The organism is Variovorax sp. 05T418 (genome assembly GCF_056396385.1).
This window is the reverse complement of sequence record NZ_JBFTLJ010000001.1, coordinates 323,074-339,886: the sequence shown is the minus strand read 5'-3', so window position 1 is coordinate 339,886 and position 16,813 is coordinate 323,074. Positions and strand designations below refer to the sequence as shown.

Annotated in this window: 19 protein-coding genes; 8 read left to right on the top strand and 11 right to left on the bottom strand. The window is 67.3% G+C overall.

The annotated features are described in order from the left end of the window. From AC1DMS_RS01700 to AC1DMS_RS01680, 5 genes are read right to left on the bottom strand one after another with little or no spacing between them, the layout of a single operon-like run. On the bottom strand, positions 1–762 hold the full coding sequence (locus tag AC1DMS_RS01700; protein WP_015865554.1) for an enoyl-CoA hydratase/isomerase family protein: 762 nt from the start codon (positions 760–762) through the stop codon (positions 1–3). Then, complete coding sequence (locus tag AC1DMS_RS01695) at positions 759–1,871, bottom strand: acyl-CoA dehydrogenase family protein (RefSeq protein WP_015865555.1); 1,113 nt, start codon at positions 1,869–1,871, stop codon at positions 759–761. The genes AC1DMS_RS01700 and AC1DMS_RS01695 overlap by 4 nt, the downstream gene beginning before the upstream one ends. Before the next feature lie 3 nt (positions 1,872–1,874). After that, a complete protein-coding gene (locus tag AC1DMS_RS01690) occupies positions 1,875–3,035 on the bottom strand; it encodes an acyl-CoA dehydrogenase family protein (RefSeq protein ID WP_015865556.1) in 1,161 nt (386 codons plus the stop codon). A gap of 30 nt (positions 3,036–3,065) precedes the next feature. Then, positions 3,066–4,001, bottom strand: coding sequence for a flavin reductase (locus tag AC1DMS_RS01685; protein WP_015865557.1), 936 nt, complete (start codon positions 3,999–4,001; stop codon positions 3,066–3,068). 25 nt (positions 4,002–4,026) lie between these two features. After that, positions 4,027–5,118, bottom strand: a complete 1,092-nt coding sequence (locus AC1DMS_RS01680; protein WP_015865558.1) for an LLM class flavin-dependent oxidoreductase — start codon at positions 5,116–5,118, stop codon at positions 4,027–4,029. 102 nt (positions 5,119–5,220) lie between these two features. Between AC1DMS_RS01680 and AC1DMS_RS01675 the strand changes: the two genes are divergently transcribed. Then, the gene (locus tag AC1DMS_RS01675) at positions 5,221–6,129 is read left to right on the top strand and encodes a LysR family transcriptional regulator (protein WP_015865559.1); all 909 of its coding nucleotides are present in this window, start codon (positions 5,221–5,223) and stop codon (positions 6,127–6,129) included. A gap of 67 nt (positions 6,130–6,196) precedes the next feature. On the opposite strand, the gene AC1DMS_RS01670 is transcribed toward AC1DMS_RS01675, so the two are convergent. Further along, entirely contained in the window at positions 6,197–7,330 is a 1,134-nt protein-coding gene (locus tag AC1DMS_RS01670) for an AAA family ATPase (protein WP_015865560.1), read from the bottom strand. A 255-nt stretch (positions 7,331–7,585) separates the two neighbouring features. On the opposite strand from AC1DMS_RS01670, the gene AC1DMS_RS01665 reads away from it, so the two are divergent. Continuing rightward, the gene (locus AC1DMS_RS01665) at positions 7,586–7,822 is read left to right on the top strand and encodes a hypothetical protein (protein WP_015865561.1); all 237 of its coding nucleotides are present in this window, start codon (positions 7,586–7,588) and stop codon (positions 7,820–7,822) included. Positions 7,823–7,954: 132 nt separating this feature from the next. On the opposite strand, the gene AC1DMS_RS01660 is transcribed toward AC1DMS_RS01665, so the two are convergent. Continuing rightward, entirely contained in the window at positions 7,955–8,836 is an 882-nt protein-coding gene (locus AC1DMS_RS01660) for an SMP-30/gluconolactonase/LRE family protein (RefSeq protein WP_015865562.1), read from the bottom strand. A gap of 138 nt (positions 8,837–8,974) precedes the next feature. Between AC1DMS_RS01660 and AC1DMS_RS01655 the strand changes: the two genes are divergently transcribed. The 6 genes from AC1DMS_RS01655 to AC1DMS_RS01630 all read left to right on the top strand — a co-directional run bounded on the left by AC1DMS_RS01655 (position 8,975) and on the right by AC1DMS_RS01630 (position 11,476). After that, on the top strand, positions 8,975–9,934 hold the full coding sequence (locus AC1DMS_RS01655; protein WP_015865563.1) for a tripartite tricarboxylate transporter substrate binding protein: 960 nt from the start codon (positions 8,975–8,977) through the stop codon (positions 9,932–9,934). A 90-nt stretch (positions 9,935–10,024) separates the two neighbouring features. Further along, on the top strand, positions 10,025–10,207 hold the full coding sequence (locus tag AC1DMS_RS01650) for a hypothetical protein (protein ID WP_018907207.1): 183 nt from the start codon (positions 10,025–10,027) through the stop codon (positions 10,205–10,207). Beyond that, positions 10,194–10,502, top strand: coding sequence for a BrnA antitoxin family protein (locus tag AC1DMS_RS01645; RefSeq protein ID WP_015865564.1), 309 nt, complete (start codon positions 10,194–10,196; stop codon positions 10,500–10,502). The genes AC1DMS_RS01650 and AC1DMS_RS01645 overlap by 14 nt, the downstream gene beginning before the upstream one ends. A 102-nt stretch (positions 10,503–10,604) precedes the next feature. Then, positions 10,605–10,763 (top strand): HHHH-motif protein, encoded by a 159-nt coding sequence (locus AC1DMS_RS01640; protein WP_478081080.1) that lies wholly within the window; start codon positions 10,605–10,607, stop codon positions 10,761–10,763. A 120-nt stretch (positions 10,764–10,883) separates the two neighbouring features. Continuing rightward, positions 10,884–11,153, top strand: a complete 270-nt coding sequence (locus AC1DMS_RS01635; protein ID WP_015865565.1) for a ribbon-helix-helix domain-containing protein — start codon at positions 10,884–10,886, stop codon at positions 11,151–11,153. Then, positions 11,150–11,476 carry a type II toxin-antitoxin system RelE/ParE family toxin gene (locus AC1DMS_RS01630; RefSeq protein WP_041945773.1) on the top strand — a complete coding sequence of 109 codons (327 nt, stop codon included), beginning with the start codon at positions 11,150–11,152 and terminating at the stop codon, positions 11,474–11,476. The genes AC1DMS_RS01635 and AC1DMS_RS01630 overlap by 4 nt, the downstream gene beginning before the upstream one ends. A 28-nt stretch (positions 11,477–11,504) precedes the next feature. On the opposite strand, the gene AC1DMS_RS01625 is transcribed toward AC1DMS_RS01630, so the two are convergent. From AC1DMS_RS01625 to AC1DMS_RS01610, 4 genes are all read right to left on the bottom strand, one after another. Further along, positions 11,505–12,716: a CoA transferase gene (locus tag AC1DMS_RS01625; protein WP_015865567.1), complete on the bottom strand. Its 1,212-nt coding sequence runs from the start codon at positions 12,714–12,716 to the stop codon at positions 11,505–11,507. Positions 12,717–12,816: 100 nt separating this feature from the next. Further along, positions 12,817–14,112 carry an aspartate carbamoyltransferase gene (locus AC1DMS_RS01620; RefSeq protein WP_015865568.1) on the bottom strand — a complete coding sequence of 432 codons (1,296 nt, stop codon included), beginning with the start codon at positions 14,110–14,112 and terminating at the stop codon, positions 12,817–12,819. Positions 14,113–14,190: 78 nt separating this feature from the next. Continuing rightward, the gene (locus AC1DMS_RS01615) at positions 14,191–15,804 is read right to left on the bottom strand and encodes a GMC family oxidoreductase N-terminal domain-containing protein (protein WP_015865569.1); all 1,614 of its coding nucleotides are present in this window, start codon (positions 15,802–15,804) and stop codon (positions 14,191–14,193) included. Further along, positions 15,801–16,802 carry an ABC transporter substrate-binding protein gene (locus tag AC1DMS_RS01610; protein WP_015865570.1) on the bottom strand — a complete coding sequence of 334 codons (1,002 nt, stop codon included), beginning with the start codon at positions 16,800–16,802 and terminating at the stop codon, positions 15,801–15,803. Before AC1DMS_RS01610 ends, AC1DMS_RS01615 begins: the two co-directional genes overlap by 4 nt. Between the last annotated feature and the right edge of the window lie 11 nt (positions 16,803–16,813).

Sequence of the window (16,813 nt, the reverse complement as noted above, 5' to 3'; positions counted from 1 at the left end):
TCAACGACCTTTGTAGACAGGCTTGCGCTTTTCGAGGAAGGCCTTGCGGGCCTCCTGCGCATCCTCGGTCCTGGCCAGCGCCATCGTGATGTTCTGCTCGAAGCGGTAGCCGTCGCGCTGCGGCATCAGGTCCATCATGTTGGCCGCCTGCTTCGCATAGGCGACGGCGAGCGGCGCCTTCGAGGCGATCTCCTGCGCGATCTCCATGGCCAGCGGCATCAGCTGCTCGCCCGGCACCACCTCGTCGAGCACGCCGCGGCGGTACAGCTCGGCGGCGGGCACCTTCATGCCGGTGAAGAACATGCGGCGTGTGAACGAGCGGCCGAACATGGTGCGCAGCATCGAGACGCCGCCGGCCAGGCCAACGTTGATCTCGGGCATGGCGAAGGTGGCGTCCTCGCTCGCAAGGAAGATGTCGCAGGCCGCCATGAGCCCGAAGCCGGCGCCCAGCGCCGGGCCGTTGACGGCCGCGATCACGGGCTTGGCGCATTCGCGGATCGCATTGCCCGTTTCGCGCGTCCAGCGGTTGTGGTCGAGGAAGTCGCCGGCCTTCTGCGCATCGGGCCGGTCCTTGAGGTCCGCGCCGGAGCAGAAGAACTTGCCGGTGCCCGTGAGGATCGCGACGCGCACGTCGGCGCGTTCGGAGACCTCGTCGAAGATCTCGATCAGGCGGCGGCGCGTGGCGCGGTCCAGCGCATTGACCGGCGGCTTGTCGAGCCGGACGACGGCGATGTATTCGGAAACTTCCAGTTCGATGCTCATCGCACACTCCCGGTCTGGTTGGAAAAAGAAACTTGCGGCGCGGACTGGTGCGGCGCCAGCAGCCGCGCGGCATGCAGCAGCCGGTCGCCGTAGCGAAACTCGGAGGCGATCAGGCGCTGCGCCGTGCGGGTGGCCAGCACCTCCTCGCTCACGCCCATGCCGCCGTGCATCTGGATGGCCGATTCGGCACAGGCGCGCGCCGACTCGGCCAGCGACACCTTGGCCAGGCGCAGCGTGCGGCGCAGGTCGGACGCGTTCTGCTCGTGGGCGTGGAAGCAGTGGATCACCAGGCCCTTGGCGCCCAGGTACTTCACGTACATGTCGGCCACGCGATGGCGCAGCACCTGGAAGCTCGCGAGCGCCACGCCGAACTGGCGCCGCTCCTTCAGGTGGAGCACGGTCTGGCGGATCAGGGTGGCCAGCGCGGCGACGGTGTCGGCGGCGGTCAGCAGCAAGGCGGCATCGGTCGCCTTGGCGCGCGCCTCGCGCACGGCGGCGCCGCGTGCGATGCAGGCGCCCTCGGGCACCGCGAGCCGTTCCAGCGCGAAGTCGGCGCCCAGGCGGCCTTCCATCGTCCGGTAGCGGGCCGTGGGCGCGCCGATGCGCTCGGCATCGACCAGGAAGAGCGCCTCGTCGCCATCGTCCAGCTGCGCGGGCACGAGGTAGTGCGTGGCGGGCAGCGTCAGGTCGACGCCCTGCACCACGCCGCTGAGCGCATAGCCGATGTCCAGGTGGCGGGCCGCGACGGCATGGTCCTCGGGCGTGGCGGACAGTGCGGTCATCGGCGCGATCCGCGCGCTGCCCTCGGCCACCGCCTCCAGCCAACGATGCGCTGTCTCGGCGCCGGCCGCCTGCAGCAGCAGCGGCACCACGGCGCAGGTCTCGACCACCGGCAGCTGCAGGCCGTGCGTGGCCAGCCCCTCGACGATGGAAGCGAGGTCATGGAGGCTGCCGCCGACCCCGCCGGCTTCCTCGGGCACGAGGGTCGCGGTCCAGCCCAGCTCGCGAACCGGGTCGCCCTGGATCTGCTGCGCGATGTGGTCCTCGGCATAGCGGCTGGCCGCGTCCAGCAGCATGCCGGGAAAGAGCGATGGAAAGGAAGTGGACATGGCTCAGGCTCCCAGCAGTTCGTTGGCGACCACGTTGCGCTGCACCTCGGAGGTGCCGCCGGCGATGGTGCGGGCGCGCGTGAACATGTAGTTCTGGATCCAGGTGGCGTCGGGCACGTCCTCCCCGGCCTCGGCAAGGAAGCGGTGCGCCGCGTCGGGGCCGACCGCATCGAGGGCGATGGTGGTCAGGCGCTGCGCCACGTCGGCGCAGGTCATCTTGATGACCGAAGGCTGCACGCCCAGCGGGCGCTGGTGGATCAGGTCGTCGGTGGCCTCGGCCATCATCACGCGGGCGCCTTTCACATCGGCCTCGCACAGCAGCAGCTTGTGGTGCAGGCCGCTGAAGTCGCGCCGGCCCGCGGCGGCCCGGCTCGCATCCTCGACCAGCCGCGTGACCTGCCGGCGCATGAGCTCCAGCCGCGCCACGTTGGCCGGCGGCAGGCGCTCGCGCTCGAGCAGGAACTTGGCGCAGGTCCAGCCCTTGCCGACCTCGCCGAGCAAGTTGTCGGCGCGCACGCGCACCTCGTCGAAGAAGACCTCGTTCAGGTGGTGCCAGCCGTCGATGGTCTTGATCGGACGCACGGTAATGCCCGGCGTGTCCATGGGCACCAGCAGCAGCGAGATGCCTTCCTGCTTCTTCGCTTCCTTCGAGGTGCGCACCAGCATGTAGATCATGCTGGCCTCGTGGGCATGCGAGGTCCAGATCTTCTGGCCGTTGACGACCCACTCGCCGCCCTCCAGCCGCGCGCCGGTGGACAGCGAGGCCAGGTCGGAGCCCGAGCCGGGCTCCGAATAGCCCTGGCACCACCAGTCGGAGCCGTCGAGGATGCGCGGCAGGAAGCGGGCCTTCTGCTCGGGCGTGCCGAAGCGGATGATCACCGGGCCGATGTGGCCCAGCCCATGGTGGTAGAGCGGCGGGCAGTCGTTCTCGGCCATCACCTCCTCGAAGATCAGGCGCTGGCGGATGTCCCACCCGGTGCCGCCCGCTTCGCGCGGCCAGCTCGGCGCGCCCCAGCCCCGGGCGTTCAAAATTTTCTGCCAGGCCTGGTATTCGCGCTTGGTGATCTTCTGGCCGGCCGCGACCACGGCGCGGATCTCGGGCGGGCAGGCGTCGCGCGCGAACGCTTCGAGTTCGCGCCGGAAGCCGGCGTAGTCGATGGACATCTTGTCTCCTGTTGGAAATTGGAAAAGGGCTCAGCCCTTGCGCAGCTGCGTGATCAGTTCGTCCAGCGCGGCGGCGGCGCCTTCGGGGTCGCGCCGGCGCAGGTTGTGCGCGACCTTGCGGCGCAGCGGAAAGAGATCCGGGCGCGGACGCACCGAGAGCACATGCGTCATGCGTTCGCGCAGCACGCTGGTCATGGTCTGCGCCATCAGCGTCAGCGCCTCGTTGTGGCCGGCGGCCGCGATCGACGAGAAGAAAGCGCTCGCGGAGGCGATGCGCTCCTTCAGCGGTGCGTCGTCGGGGTGCGCCTCGATGGCGTCGGCGGCTTGGTGCACCGCGTCCAGCTCGGCCTCGGTGGCGCGCTCGCTCGCCAGGCGCAGCAGGGTGCCGTAGAGCGTGCGGTAGGCCTCGTCGATGTCGGCGTCGCCCAGGCGGCCCTCCACGACCAGCTTGCGCAGCGACTCGGCCAGCATCATGTAGGCGCCCTTGTAGAACACCAGCGCCTGGTCGGGCACGCCGGCGCCCAGGTGCCGGACCTCGCCGATGAAGATGGTGTGGTCGCCGGCCTCGTGGGCGGCATGCGCGCGACATTCGAAGCTGGCCAGGCAGTCGTCGATCAGCGGCATGCCGAGCCGGCCGGCGTGCCAGGCCACGCCGTCGAACTTGTCCTCGATCTTGCTCGAGGCAAAGCGGCCCGACAGTGCGTCCTGCTGCTGCGAGAGGATGTTGATGACAAAGCCCTCGGCCGCCTGGAAGGTCGGCAGCAGGCGGCTGGCATTGCGCAGGCTGAACAGCACGAGCGGCGGATCGAGCGACACCGAGCTGAACGAATTGCAGGTGAGGCCCGCCGGCTGGCCGTCCGGCGTGCAGGTGGTGATGACGGCCACGCCGGTCGGAAAGCATCCGAGCAGCTGGCGCAGCTGCGCGGGCTCGATGGCGGGGCGGATCCCTTCGGCGGCTTCGGACATGGCGTCGGTCTCCTGGCGACCGGCCTCAGGCCGCGGCAAGTTCGGGCCGCGCCGCGGGACGGTGCGGCGGATCGTTGGCGATCTCCTGCTGCACCGCCGGGATGATGACCTTGCCCCAGGTCTCGAGCTGGCGCAGCATCGTCTTGTGGTCGAAGTCGCCCATCTGCGTCTGGAAGCAGTAGTGCACCGGCTTGAGCGTGCGGATCTCGTTGACCACGCGCTCGATCACGGTGTCGACGCTGCCCACGGGCAGCAGCGCGCGCATCTCGTCCAGGCTCGGCTCGCCCTCGACAATGCCTTCCTCGACCTGGTAGTCGTCGGCGATCTGCGCGGTGCGGCGCTTCAGGCTCACGGCGATGCGGCGCTGGTAGCGCGCGCACTCCAGGTAGCGCTCCACCTCGTCCTTGTCGTTGCTGGCATAGGCCGCGCGCAGCAGGCCGACCTGCACGCCGGCCGGGTCCTTGCCCTCGGCCGCGGCCACCTGGTCGATCAGCGCGCGGGTGGCGGCCAGCTTCTCCAGGCCGCCGTCGCCGCCCGAGACGAACACATGGTGGCCGGACTTCACGGCGCGCGACAGGAAGGCCGGGTCGACGCTGGTGATCCACATCGGCGGCGTGGGGCGCTGCACCGCGCGCTGGCTGATGGCGCTCATGGGCTGGCGGTAGTACTCGCCCTCGTAGCTGAACTTGGGCTGCGTGAGGCCAGCCTCGAGCATGTCGAGCATCTCGAAGGTGCGGCCCTTGGCGGATTCCAGCGACACGCCGAAGCGCTCGAATTCGAAGTGCTGGTAGCCCGAGCCGATGCCCAGGTTCAGCCGGCCGTCGGACAGCTGGTCGACCATCGCCACGTCGGCGATCAGGCGCGCCGGCGTGTACAGCGGCGCGACCACGATGCCGGTGCCCAGCCGGATGTTGCGGGTGACCGCCGCGCAGTGCGCGATCATGGTCAGCGGCGAGGAGCACATGCCGTAGTTGCTGAAGTGGTGCTCGGCGTACCATGCGGCACCAAAACCCAGTTCGTCCGCCAGGCGAGTCTGCTCGACGGCGTCGCGCAGGATCTGGTGGGAGGTTTTGTGCTTGTTCCGCTGCTGCATCAGAATGAAGATTCCGAAATCCATTGCTGTGACTCCTGGTTGGCTGGTTTTGATCGAGGTCCATCGTAGGAACTCGGGGCTCCTGCGGATCACCAGCGAACGCACACCTTCTTTGCGTCTTTCGAAATGAAGGCCCTCGATTCGCTGCGTATCTTCGTGGCCACCCAGAAGAAGGGCAGCCTCTCGGCGGCGGCCCGCAGCCTCAGCCTATCGCCGGCCACCATCTCGCGGCGCATCAGCGCGCTGGAGGAAGAACTGGGCGTGCAGCTGGTGGACCGCACCAGCCGCAACCTCAAGGTGACCGAGGCGGGCCAGGCCTTCCTGGAGCGGGCCGAGGCGGTGCTGGAACTCATGAGCGAGGCCGAGCAGGTCGTGCACAACGCGCGCCAGCGCCCCGAGGGCCGGCTGCGCGTGCATTCGCGCACCCACATCGGCCTGCGCGTGCTGGCGCCGCTGCTGCCGCGCTTTGCGGAGCTGTATCCGGACATCCGCGTCGAGCTCGAGCTCTCCGAGCATCCGGTCAACCTGGTGGAGCACGACTTCGACGTCGACATCCGCACCGGCGAATCCACCGACTCGGGCTTCGTCATCAAGCGGCTGCTGTCGAGCGACGAGGTGCTGGTGGCCAGCCCGGCCTTCGTGAAGACCTATTCGCGCATCCGGCATCCGAACGACCTGCCCCAGGTGCGCTGCCTCACCTACCGGCGCGAGCGCGAGGTCATCACCTGGAAGTACATCGACGAGGCGGGCGAGCAGCAGGAGCTGGTGATCCAGGGCGTGCTGAGCGCCAACAACGGCGAACTGCTGAGGCTGGCCGCGATCGGCGGCATGGGCGTGGCACTGCTGTCGGAAGCCACCGTGCGCAGCGACCTGCAGGCCGGCACGCTGGTGCGGTTACTGCCCGACTACCGCTTCGCAGTGCGGGCTTTTTCCAACGGCGTCTTCGCCGTGTTCCGGCAAAGCCGCGTGCTGCCGCTGAAGGTGCGTGCCTTCGTCGACTACGTGGCTGATGCGCTTCGAAGCGAGAAGCGCTAAGTGTCAGCTTGCTGGCCGCGACGCACCGGCGATCGGTATGGCAGATCAAGCTGCCCTCGCACTCGGGTTAGGGACTAACGGGCGCCAATGTCCTAACCCAGCGCTCGAACGCCGCGCTTTCGAACGTATGCACACCGCCTGGCGCCTTCGAGATGATGGTCTTGGACTTCAAGTTGTTGAGCGAATACTGCACGTCGGACGGCGCGAGCGAAGGAACGCCGAGAGCTTTGGCAAGCTTCGCAAGCGCGGCCTTTCCGAATGGTTTGGCATGCGGGTCGTTGACGAAGAGCAAAAGGAGCTGGCGCTGCATCGCATCGAGCGACGCCCAGGTTCCTTCGTGGTTTTCCTCCTTGTCCTGCTCTGCCTTTTCGGTTGCCACTGCGCGCTCGAAGGTGAGCGACGGGTCCATGAGCATGGCCACGACCACCGAGAGAAATGGCTCGGGCTGCTGGTGGAATTCTTGGAAGGCCGTCCATCCTGCGGCGACGTCCAGGGTTCGCCCGCTGGCGACCTGGAACTTCTTTGCGACGAATTCGACCAGTTCTCTGCCAAGCAGCGGGAACTCTTGAACAGTGGCGCCCACCGAGAAGAGTGGCGCGGTGCTGTTGGAGAAGACGTTGGCGAGCTGCGTGCGCGATGAGCCGGTGAATACGACTCGCAGCTTGTCGCTGTTCTTGGTGATGGCGGTGCGCAGTGCCATTGCCATCAGCTCATTCTCTTTGTTTCGTGCGAGTTCCTGAGCTTCATCGACCAAGAGCAGAAGCTTCTTCTTGGAAACGAGCTTGACAACGAGTTCTTCGATACGCAGGGCGAGTTCAGTGGCTTCCTTTTTCGCGTCGCCCAACTCAACCTCGATGGCGCCCTTCAACTCACCCGCGCTGCCAGATGCCTTGACCTTCTTGACCGGCTCATGCAGCTTGTGAAGCGCCCTTTGTGCCAACGTCCTCGGCGTGAGCGCTTCCTCCAGTCCCCGAACAATCGCGATGCCGGGGTTCAACCTCGTCTGCCAAAGGTCCACGTATGCGACGGTGAAGCCGGCAGCGTCGGCTGCTGGCGTCAGGTCTTTGCGCAGGAACACCGTCTTCCCAGTGCGCCGGGGGGCGAAAATGGTCGTACTCACAACCGGCCCGGCTTGCAACAGGGCCAGGTAGCGCTTTGCGAGCTCCGGTCGGGGGCAGTGCCAAATCTGGTTCAGTTCCATACGAAAAATTATAGTCGGATCTCATAATTATTGAAATCATGTTTAATTTTTCATAGTGCTCGCGCCGCCTTCGTCACAGGAGGGGACAGGACCGCCTCCACGCCGCCCACGTTCGTCCCGGCTGATAGGGCTTGTCTCAGACATTAAGCGCCGTCTCGGACATTCATGGCAAAGAACAGCAGGCTTCGAGCAAGTTGAACCGAGCCGTGATGCAACCGAAAATCAACCGACGCATACCCGAGCGAGGAACACCCCATGACTGCCATCGAGGCTCGCCTGCTCAAGCGCCTGAAGCAACTGCCGTCCGGCCGCCTGGCCGAAGTGGTGGACTTCGTCGAGTTCCTGGCCGCACGCGAGGAGCGCGCGGCGGCCGCTGCGCGCCTGGGTGAAGCCATGACCAAGCTCGATGCACTGAACCTGGCGCCGCTGTCGGAGGACGAGATCGAGGAAGAAGTGCAGGCCGCCCGCAAGGCGCGCCGCCCAGGCGCCTGAGACCAGGCGCCGTGCGCTTCGTGGTCGACACCCACCTGCTCGTCGCGGTCATCACCTCCGCCGGCCCGCCGCGCCAACTGATGGACGCGAAAATCGTCGAGAGGTCCTGCTCGTAACTTCCAGCTCAGCGCGCTAGCAGCCTCCAAATCGATCAGGCAGGCGCCCCGGCGCAGGCAGCCCTTCGATCCGGAACAGCCCGCCATCGTGCGTCTTGTTCCCTTCCAGGCGCGCGCTGCGGAAAATGCTGGTCAGGTAGATGCAGTCCAGGTGCGGCCCGCCGAAGCAGATGCTCGTCGGATAGCTCGCAGGCAGATCGATCAGCCGCTCCAGCCTGCCGTCGGGCGCAAGGCGAGCGAGCTTGGCGGCGCGGGTCAGTACGGTCCAGACGAAGCCCTCCGCATCGACCGTCGCGCCATCGGGGCCCGAATCGAATTCATGCGTCCTCGCGAACATGCGCTTGTGGCGCAGCGGGCCGTCGGGGTCGTAGTCCCAGGCCCAGATGGTGCGTTCCAGGCTGTCGGCCAGGTACAGCACGCGGCCGTCGGGGCTGAAGCAGGGTCCGTTGGCAAAGCCGATGTCGTCGGCCAGCTGCTCCACCCGGCGATCGGTGCGCAGCCGGTAGAGCCCTCCGATGACCGCCTCGCCAGGCTGGCGGTCGACGTGCATGGTGCCGGCCAGGAAATGGCCAGCCGCGTCGCACTTGCCGTCGTTGAAGCGCACCTTCGGGTGATCCACCGGGATGCGGGCCAGCGGCTCCAGCGTGCGGGTGGCGAAGTCGTAGCGCGCGAAGCTGTTGCGCAGCGCCACCACCACGGCCGCGCCGCGGCAGGGCGCAATCGAGCCCACGGGCGCCGGCAGCTCATGCCGCTCGGCCTGCCCGGCTCCGGCTTGCAGCCGCCACAGCGCGCCGCCCAGCGCGTCGATCCAGTTCAGCGCCTGCGCGTCGGCATCCCAGCAAGGGCTCTCGCCCAGCTGGTCCCGGGTGGTTCCGATTCTGGTGATCTGCACGGTCATCGGCGAAGTGTGCAGGGCCGGGCTGTGCGCTGCCGGCGCTTCCCGCAAAGCTGCTTTTCATTTCGTGCAGCGCAGCGCCAAGGGCGGCCACCTAGACTGGCTCCAGAGCCCGATTCCGGGCCGGAACAGGAGACAAGAATGAGCTACCGCAAACTCGTGATCGGGCTGGCGCTGGGTGCCTGCGTGCTCGTCGCGCCCGCACTCGCCCAGCAGGTGACCCGCATCGTCGTGCCCTTTGCCGCCGGCGGCGGCACCGACCAGTACTGCCGCATCCTGGCCCAGGAGCTCAACAAGCAGGGCCTGAACGTCATCATCGAGAACAAGCCCGGCGCAAGCGGCATCCTCGCCGCCGACTACGTCGCGCGCGCCAAGCCCGACGGGCAGACGGTGCTCGTGTCCTCGCTGGGCACGCTCGCGAACAACAGCGTGCTCTACGACAAGCTGCCCTACGACCCCGCGAAGGACTTTGCGGCCGTCACGCAGATCGCCTACCAGCCCGCCATCGTCGTCGGACGCACCGACCTGCCCTACAAGAACATCAAGGAAATGGTGGCCTATGCCAAGCAGAACCCCGGCAAGATCAACCGCGGTTCGCCGGGCGCGGCCATCCTGACCAACCTCGCGCCCATCGCTTTCGAGAAGGAACAAGGCTTCAGCACGCTGCACATTCCCTTCAACGGCGATGCGCCCGCGCTGCAAGCCCTGCTGGGCAACCAGATCGACATCCACGGCACCTCCATCACGGGATCGCTGCCCTACGTGAAGGCCGGCAAGCTGCGCGTGCTGGGCGTGATGGATTCGAAGCGCCTGCCGCAGGTGCCCGACGCACCCACCTTCAAGGAGCAGGGCTTCGACATGGAAGCCACGCTCTGGTATTCGCTCTCGGTGCCCGCCGGCACGCCGCGGCCCGCAATCGAGCGCCTGAACAAGGCCGTCAACCAGGTGATCGCCGACCCCGACTTCGTGGCGCGCGCCCGCGCCATCGGCATGGAGCCGCGCGGCGGCACGCCGGAGGAGCTCGACAAGTTCATCAAGGCCGAGGCGGACCGCTGGCTTCCCGTGCTGCGCGGGCTGAACTTGCCGAAGCAGTCGCACTGAATAATGCCGTCCAGGCGCGACGTCGGCCTTCCTTTTTTGTAGTTACAGAATAACCCCTGCACACGGATTAATCTCTATGGCACCGGCGGATTGCGCAAGGTGCGTTGGTCGCGCCCCGGCATGGGCAAGCGCGGCGGCGCCCGTGTGATTTATTTCAACCGCAACGAGCAGGACGATCTGGTACTGCTGCTGGTCTACGTAAAGGCCAAGTTCGACAACATCCCCGCCGCGATCCTGCTGAAATTGAAGGAGGCCATCGATGCCGAAGATTGACAAGGAAATGGCGCAGTTCGAGAAGGACCTGCTCCAGTCCATGGGAGAAATGAAGCGCGGCGAGCATGCGGCCGTGCACACGCCCGCGCAGATCGAGGCGCGCAAGCGTGGCCGGCCTGCTGGCAGTGTGAAGGCCGACGCCAAGGTGTCGACCGCCATCCGGCTGGAGGCATTGAAGGCGGCCGGGCCCGGTTGGCAGACGCGCGCGAATGACGCACTGCGCGATGTGTTCGTGGCGAAGGCGACGCCTGGCACTCGTCCAAGACGCTCGCACAGAGCGCCAGAGCGAAGCTGATCACTCCTCTTCAACAAGTCGTCTGGAGATCGGGGTCAAGCGTTATTCAAACTGCGTCGTTCACGCGACGCGTCCTTCCGTCATTTGCTTTGAAAGAACATTATGAAGATAAAGCAGCTTGTCCTCTCCTGCGTCGTTGCGTTCGCCACCCTGGCCGCCTTCGCACCGACGATCGCTTCCGCCGCGCCCCACCATCGGGCGCACAAGGTGTGCAAGTGGAATGCGCACCATCACCACCGCGTCTGCCACTGGGTCCGCTGAACAACCAGACGCCGCTGCGCCTGCGGACCCCTGTCGAATGACACTCCTACGGGCCAGAGTTGATCACTCCCCTTGTTTTTGATAGGATTAAATCCTACTGCTTTGACCGGGGAGTTCACCATGCGCACGACGCAGCAACTGAGCATCACCCTGCCCAACGAAATGGCCGACGTGGTGAAAGCCAAGGTGCGCGCTGGTGAATACGCCACCGAAAGCGAAGTCATCCGCGACGGCTTGCGAGCGCTCCTGGCGCGTGATCGCGCCGTCGAAACCTGGCTGCACCGCCAGGTCGGCCCCGCCTACGATGCATTGAAAGCCGATCCGTCCCGCGCCGTCACGGCCGACCAGGTGCGCGCACGCCTGGCCGCTGAACACGCCAAGGCGCGGTGAGCTATCGCGTCGTGTTCTCTCCCGAGGCCGAGGAGCAGCCTGCGGCCTTGTACAGCTACATCGCCACCGCAGCTTCCCCCGAGATTGCTGCGCGGTACACCGAGGCCATCGTGACCTACTGCGAGGGCCTGCGCGCTTTTCCCCACCGTGGCACCAGACGCGATGATGTGCGGCCCGGCCTGCGCATCACCAACTACAGAAAACGCGCGGTGATCGCATTTTCGGTAGACGCCGAGCAGGTGTCCATCATCGGCGTGTTCTATGGCGACCAGGACTATGAAACCATCCTGGATGAGGACTTCGGGGACGACCTGGAACATTGAGCGCCTTGATGCTGCAGCATCGCCGGCTTCATCGGATAACGCTCCTGCGCACCAGCGAGTCGAGCCGGCCCTCCCCCATCTCCAGCAATTCGCGCAGCACCTCGCCCGTGTGCTCCCCCAGGTGCGGCGGCGGGTGGCGCACGTCCGAGCGCGCGCCGTCGATGACGTAGGGCGGCGCATGGACGGCCTGCGCGCCGGCCTCCGCGTCCTCGAAACGGTGCCAGACGCCGGCCTGCGCCGTCCGCTCTGACTGCAGCGCCTCGTACAGGCCCAACACCTCGCCGCATGGAATGCCGGCCTTGTCCATGCGTGCGAGCAGGTCGGCGCGCGGGAACTGCGCGATGCGGCCGAGCAGGATCGGCAGCAGCTCGTGGCGGTGCTTCGCGCGCTCGGTGTTGGTGGCGAACTTCGGATCGGCCGGCAGCTCGGGGCAGAGGATCACCTCGTCGCAGAACTTCCTGAACTGGCTGTTGTTGCCGACGGCGATCACCAGCGGGCCGTCCGCGGCCTCGAACACGCCGTAGGGCACGATGGACGGATGCGAGTTGCCGAACTTCGCGGGATCGCCCTCGTTGAGCCAGGCGGTCAGGCCGTAGTAGGACGTGATCATCATGCCGCTGTCGTAGAGCGACATCTGGATGTGGCGGCCTTCTCCGGTGCGCGTGCGCTCGTACAGCACCGCGAGGATCGCCTGGGCCGAATACATGCCGGTGAACATGTCGACCGCGGCAATGCCGAACTTGAGCGGCCCCTGGCCCTCCTCGCCGTTCATGGCCATGAGGCCGGTCTCGCCCTGGATCACCAGGTCGTACCCCGGCCGCGCCTTCTCGGGGCCCAGCACCGAGTAGCCCGAGATCGAGCAGTAGATGATCCCGGGATTGAGCTTGCGCAGGTCCTCGTAGCCCAGGCCCATCTTCTGTGCGCCGCCGTACTTGAAGTTCTGGATCACCACGTCGCACTGCGCCGCGAGCTCGCGCACGAGCGCCTGGCCGTCCTCGTCCTGCAGGTCCACGCAGATGGAGCGCTTGTTGCGATTGCAGCTGTTGAAGTAGGAGGTGTTGTGGCGGCCGATGCGCACGCCCCAGTCGCGCGTGTCGTCGCCGCGTTCGGGATGCTCGACCTTGATCACGTCGGCGCCCAGGTCGGCCAGCGCCATGCCGCACAGCGGGCCGGCCATCACGCGCGACAGGTCGAGTACGCGCACGCCGGCCAGGGGTTGCATGGAAAGGTGGTTCTTCATTCGACGGTCCTCGGGGCGCCCGCCCCGGGCGCCGGAACACCCAGTCTAGGAGCGCACCCCTGCCGCCATGCACCGGCGCATGAAAAGGTGCTTTGTAGTTTCAGTCGAGCCCGTCGAAGTCGGCGTCGTCGGGACCGATGTGCGCGGGCGAGCGCCAGCTGGCATCGCGCATCGAACGCGCGACCTGCTGCTCCACGCCCATCAGCACCGCGAAGATCGCCATGCGCACGGGGATGCCGTTGTCGGTCTGCCGGAAGATCGCCAGCCGCGGATCGTGGTTGAGGTCCACGCTCAGGTCGTTCGCGCCCGGACGCCCGTCGCGCGGCAAGGGGTGCATCAGGATGGTGTCGGGCTTGCAGGCTGCATCCACCAGGGCCTTGCACACCTGGAACTCGGGCGTGTAGCCCTCCAGCGTTTCTCCGTTCGCGAACCGCTCCTTCTGCACGCGCGTGGCGTAGACCACGTCGGCTCCGCGCAGCCCCTGTGCCAGCGAGGAGGTCTGCTCGACGACGTGGCCGTTGCGCGCGACCAGCTCGACCAGGTAGGCCGGCATCTCCAGCGAGGGCGGCGCAATCAGGGTGAACTTGAGACCGCGGTAGAGCGCCAGCAGCCGGATCAGCGAATGCACCGTGCGGCCGTACTTGAGGTCGCCGACCATCGCCACGTGCGTGCCGTCGACCAGCTTGCCCATGCGCGAGAACTCGCGCTGGATGGTGTACAGGTCGAGGATGGCCTGGCTCGGGTGTTCGCCGGGGCCGTCGCCGGCGTTGATGACCGGGATGTTGGTGGCGCGCGCGAACTCGGCCACCGAGCCCTGCTCCGGATGGCGCACCACCAGCGCGTCGACATAGCCGCTCATCACGCGGCTGGTGTCGTAGATCGACTCGCCCTTGGCCATCGACGAGAAGGTGAAGCCCGTGGTGTCGCACACCGTGCCGCCGAGCCGGCAGAAGGCGGCGCCGAAGCTCACGCGCGTGCGCGTGCTGGCCTCGAAGAACAGGCTGCCGAGCACGGCGCCTTCGAGGATGCGCGTGACTTTCTGCCGGCGCGCGATCGGCTGCATCACGTCGGCCACATGGAACAGGTCCTCGAGGCTGCCGCGGTCGAACTGCGCGACCGACAGCAGCTGCGGCTTGCCTTCGGCCGCGATGCGCTGCGCGAGCGGGCGCTGCCCCGTGCCCACCGGGCCGGCGCCGGTGTCGAGCGCCTCGCGCTGAAGAATCTCGGCAACGAACTTGCCGACCATCTCCGGCATCGCCCGCGACTCACTCGAATCGGACGGCAGCAGCCAGGTGTCGAGCGCACGGCGGCGCACGCCCAGCCGTTCGGAAAATGCGTCGCGCGTGAGATTGAGGCGGCGCATCGCGTCGCGCAGGAGGTCTTGCTGTTGGCTCATGCCTCAAATATACGCCATGCGCCAAAATTCTTTGGAAAAAATACTCAATGCGTATATTTTTTGATCGGATCACGCCGATCACTTGCCCTCCCGCACCAGCGCCGCTCCCTTCTCCGCAATCATGATCGACGCGGCATTGGTGTTGGTCGACACCATCGCCGGCATCACGGCCGCGTCGATCACGCGCAGCCGCTCGATGCCGCGCACGCGCAGTTGCGGGTCCACCACCGAGAGCGCGTCGCCGCCCATGCGGCAGGTGCCCGCGGGATGGAACACGGTGCCGCCCTTGTGGCGCGCGAAGGCCTCGAGCGCGGCGTCGTCGGCGGCTTCGCGCCCGGGCAGGTATTCGTCGTCCGTCACCAGGTCGCGGAACGCCGGTTGGCGGTAGATCTCGCGCAGCATCTTCAGGCCCGCCACCAGCACCTTGGCATCGTGCGGATCGCTCAGGTAGTTGGAGACGATGCGCGGCGGCGCCAGCGGATCGGCCGAGCGGATCCGCACCGTGCCGCGCGACAGCGGCCGGCACTGGGTGGCCGAGGCCGAGAAGCCCGAGAAGCGGTGCAGCGGATCGCCCGGCTTGTCCACCGACAGCGGCATCACGTTGAACAGCACGTCGGGGCGGCCGCCCTCGGCATGCGGGCTGCAGACCATGCCGCCGACCTGCCCCGCACCCACCGTGAGCGGGCCGCGCTGGCGGAACAGCCACTGCGCGCCCATCGTGGCCAGCGCGAGCGGGTTGCGCACCTGATCGTTCAGAGACATGCGCTTCCTGAGCCTGACGATCACGCGCGCCTGGTAGTGGTCCTGCAGGTTCTCGCCGACCTGCGGCGCATCGGCCTGCACCGCGATGCCGTGGCCGCGCAGCAGGCCGGCCGGGCCCACGCCCGACAGCTGCAGCAGCTGCGGCGACTGCAGTGCGCCCGCGGCCAGCAGCACCTCGGCATCCGCGCGCGCGTTGCGCAGTTCGCCGTCTTGCAGCCATTCCACGCCGACCGCGCGGCCCTGCTCGATCAGCACCCGCATCACGTGCACGCCGGTCAGCACCGTGAGGTTCGGCCGGGCGCGCACCGGCGCCAGGAAGGCCGTGGCCGCATCGCAGCGCCAGTGGCCGCGCAGCGTCAGCTGGTAGGCGCCCAGGCCTTCGGTGCGCGCGCCGTTGAAGTCCGGGTTGCGGCCGTGGCCGGCCTGCACGCCCGCCTCGATCCAGGCGGCGCAGTAGGGGTGTTCGTTCCGCAGGTCCGAGACGCACAGCTCGCCCGAGGCGCCGTGGTATTCGCTCTCGCCGCCCTGGTAGCGCTCGGACTTCTTGAAGTACGGCAGCACCTCGCGAAAGCTCCAGCCCGTGGCACCCGCCACGCCGGCCCAGTCGTCGAAGTCGGCATGTTGGCCGCGGATGTACAGCAGGCCGTTGATCGCGCTGGAGCCGCCCAGCACCTTGCCGCGCGGCCACACGATGGCGCGGTTGCCCGTGGCCTCCTGCGGCTCCACGGCAAACTGCCATGAATAGCGCGGGTCGTAGATGGTGCGGAAGTAGCCGATCGGCATGCGCAGCCAGAAGGCACCGCCCTCCCCGCCCGCCTCGAGCACCAGCACGCGGCAGCGCGCATCAGCGCTCAGGCGGTTGGCCAGCACGCAACCGGCCGAACCGGCGCCGACGATGATGTAGTCGTAGCCGCCGGTGCCCGCCGTCATGCCTTGACCGTCTCCAGGAAGGGCTTGGCGTCGAAGTACTGCTCGGCCTTCAGTGCGCCCTGGATGTTGGCGTTGGCAACGAAGAAGTCCGTCACCTGCTGCAGCCACTTGGTGACGGTGCCGTCCTGGTAGCGCGTGCGCCATTCGGCGTTGGTGTAGTACTTGGAGGCCTTGAACTGCGCCTTGAAGTCCGCGAGCGGCACCTCCTTGTACTGGGTCTTCTGCAGCATCTCGGCCGCGGCGTCGGGCTTGCCGGTGACCACGTCGTTGACCTCGGCCCATGCGGCAATCAGCTTGGCGATGACGGCGCGGTTCTTGTCGTAGTAGTCGTTGCGCGCGGCCCAGCCGCCCATGATGGCGGCCTCGGGGAAGAAGGCCGAGGCGTCGATCAGCTTGCGCGCGCCCGGCAGCTTCTGGCGGATCACCGAATCGAAGGGCACCCACAGCGCCACCGCCGGCACCGCGCCGGAGATGAAGGAGGTGACGGCCTCGGTCATGCGCTGGTTGACCAGCTTCACGTCCTTGGCCGGGTCCAGGTTGCCCGAGCGCAGCGCGCGGTCCAGGAACACGTGCGCCGTGGTGCCGGTGGTGGTGGAGATCTGCTTGCCCTTGAGGTCGGCCACGGTCTTGATGCCGGCGTCCTCGCGCACCCACAGCTGGGCCGTCGCATACTCGATGTTGTTCATCAGGAACACCTTGCCCTGGCCGCGCGCCGGAAAGTTGGACACCACGGCGCCGGTGGACAGCATGTCCAGGCTGCCGCCGATCATGGCCTGGAACAGCTCCAGGCCGGTGGTGAACTGGATCATCTCCAGTTCGAGCCCCTGCTTCGCAAAGGCGCCGCTCTCCTGCCCGATCCAGATGTGGCCGTCCACGGCCGGGGTGTGCAGGTAGCCCACCTTGACCTTGGTCCGCGCCTGGGCGAAGGCCGGCATGCCGCCGGCCAGTGCGGCCGCGCCGGCGGCGGCCTGGATCAGTTGTCTGCGTCGAAGGGCCATGGTGTGTCTCC

Excerpts from the sequence above, each read along its gene's own strand:
- AC1DMS_RS01700 (WP_015865554.1), bottom strand. The coding sequence starts at position 762 with ATGAGCATCGAACTGGAAGTTTCCGAATACATCGCCGTCGTCCGGCTC.
- AC1DMS_RS01695 (WP_015865555.1), bottom strand. The coding sequence starts at position 1,871 with ATGTCCACTTCCTTTCCATCGCTCTTTCCCGGCATGCTGCTGGACGCG.
- AC1DMS_RS01690 (WP_015865556.1), bottom strand. The coding sequence starts at position 3,035 with ATGTCCATCGACTACGCCGGCTTCCGGCGCGAACTCGAAGCGTTCGCG.
- AC1DMS_RS01685 (WP_015865557.1), bottom strand. The coding sequence starts at position 4,001 with ATGTCCGAAGCCGCCGAAGGGATCCGCCCCGCCATCGAGCCCGCGCAG.
- AC1DMS_RS01680 (WP_015865558.1), bottom strand. The coding sequence starts at position 5,118 with ATGGATTTCGGAATCTTCATTCTGATGCAGCAGCGGAACAAGCACAAA.
- AC1DMS_RS01675 (WP_015865559.1), top strand. The coding sequence starts at position 5,221 with ATGAAGGCCCTCGATTCGCTGCGTATCTTCGTGGCCACCCAGAAGAAG.
- AC1DMS_RS01670 (WP_015865560.1), bottom strand. The coding sequence starts at position 7,330 with ATGGAACTGAACCAGATTTGGCACTGCCCCCGACCGGAGCTCGCAAAG.
- AC1DMS_RS01665 (WP_015865561.1), top strand. The coding sequence starts at position 7,586 with ATGACTGCCATCGAGGCTCGCCTGCTCAAGCGCCTGAAGCAACTGCCG.
- AC1DMS_RS01660 (WP_015865562.1), bottom strand. The coding sequence starts at position 8,836 with ATGACCGTGCAGATCACCAGAATCGGAACCACCCGGGACCAGCTGGGC.
- AC1DMS_RS01655 (WP_015865563.1), top strand. The coding sequence starts at position 8,975 with ATGAGCTACCGCAAACTCGTGATCGGGCTGGCGCTGGGTGCCTGCGTG.
- AC1DMS_RS01645 (WP_015865564.1), top strand. The coding sequence starts at position 10,194 with ATGCCGAAGATTGACAAGGAAATGGCGCAGTTCGAGAAGGACCTGCTC.
- AC1DMS_RS01640 (WP_478081080.1), top strand. The coding sequence starts at position 10,605 with ATGAAGATAAAGCAGCTTGTCCTCTCCTGCGTCGTTGCGTTCGCCACC.
- AC1DMS_RS01635 (WP_015865565.1), top strand. The coding sequence starts at position 10,884 with ATGCGCACGACGCAGCAACTGAGCATCACCCTGCCCAACGAAATGGCC.
- AC1DMS_RS01625 (WP_015865567.1), bottom strand. The coding sequence starts at position 12,716 with ATGAAGAACCACCTTTCCATGCAACCCCTGGCCGGCGTGCGCGTACTC.
- AC1DMS_RS01620 (WP_015865568.1), bottom strand. The coding sequence starts at position 14,112 with ATGAGCCAACAGCAAGACCTCCTGCGCGACGCGATGCGCCGCCTCAAT.
- AC1DMS_RS01615 (WP_015865569.1), bottom strand. The coding sequence starts at position 15,804 with ATGACGGCGGGCACCGGCGGCTACGACTACATCATCGTCGGCGCCGGT.
- AC1DMS_RS01610 (WP_015865570.1), bottom strand. The coding sequence starts at position 16,802 with ATGGCCCTTCGACGCAGACAACTGATCCAGGCCGCCGCCGGCGCGGCC.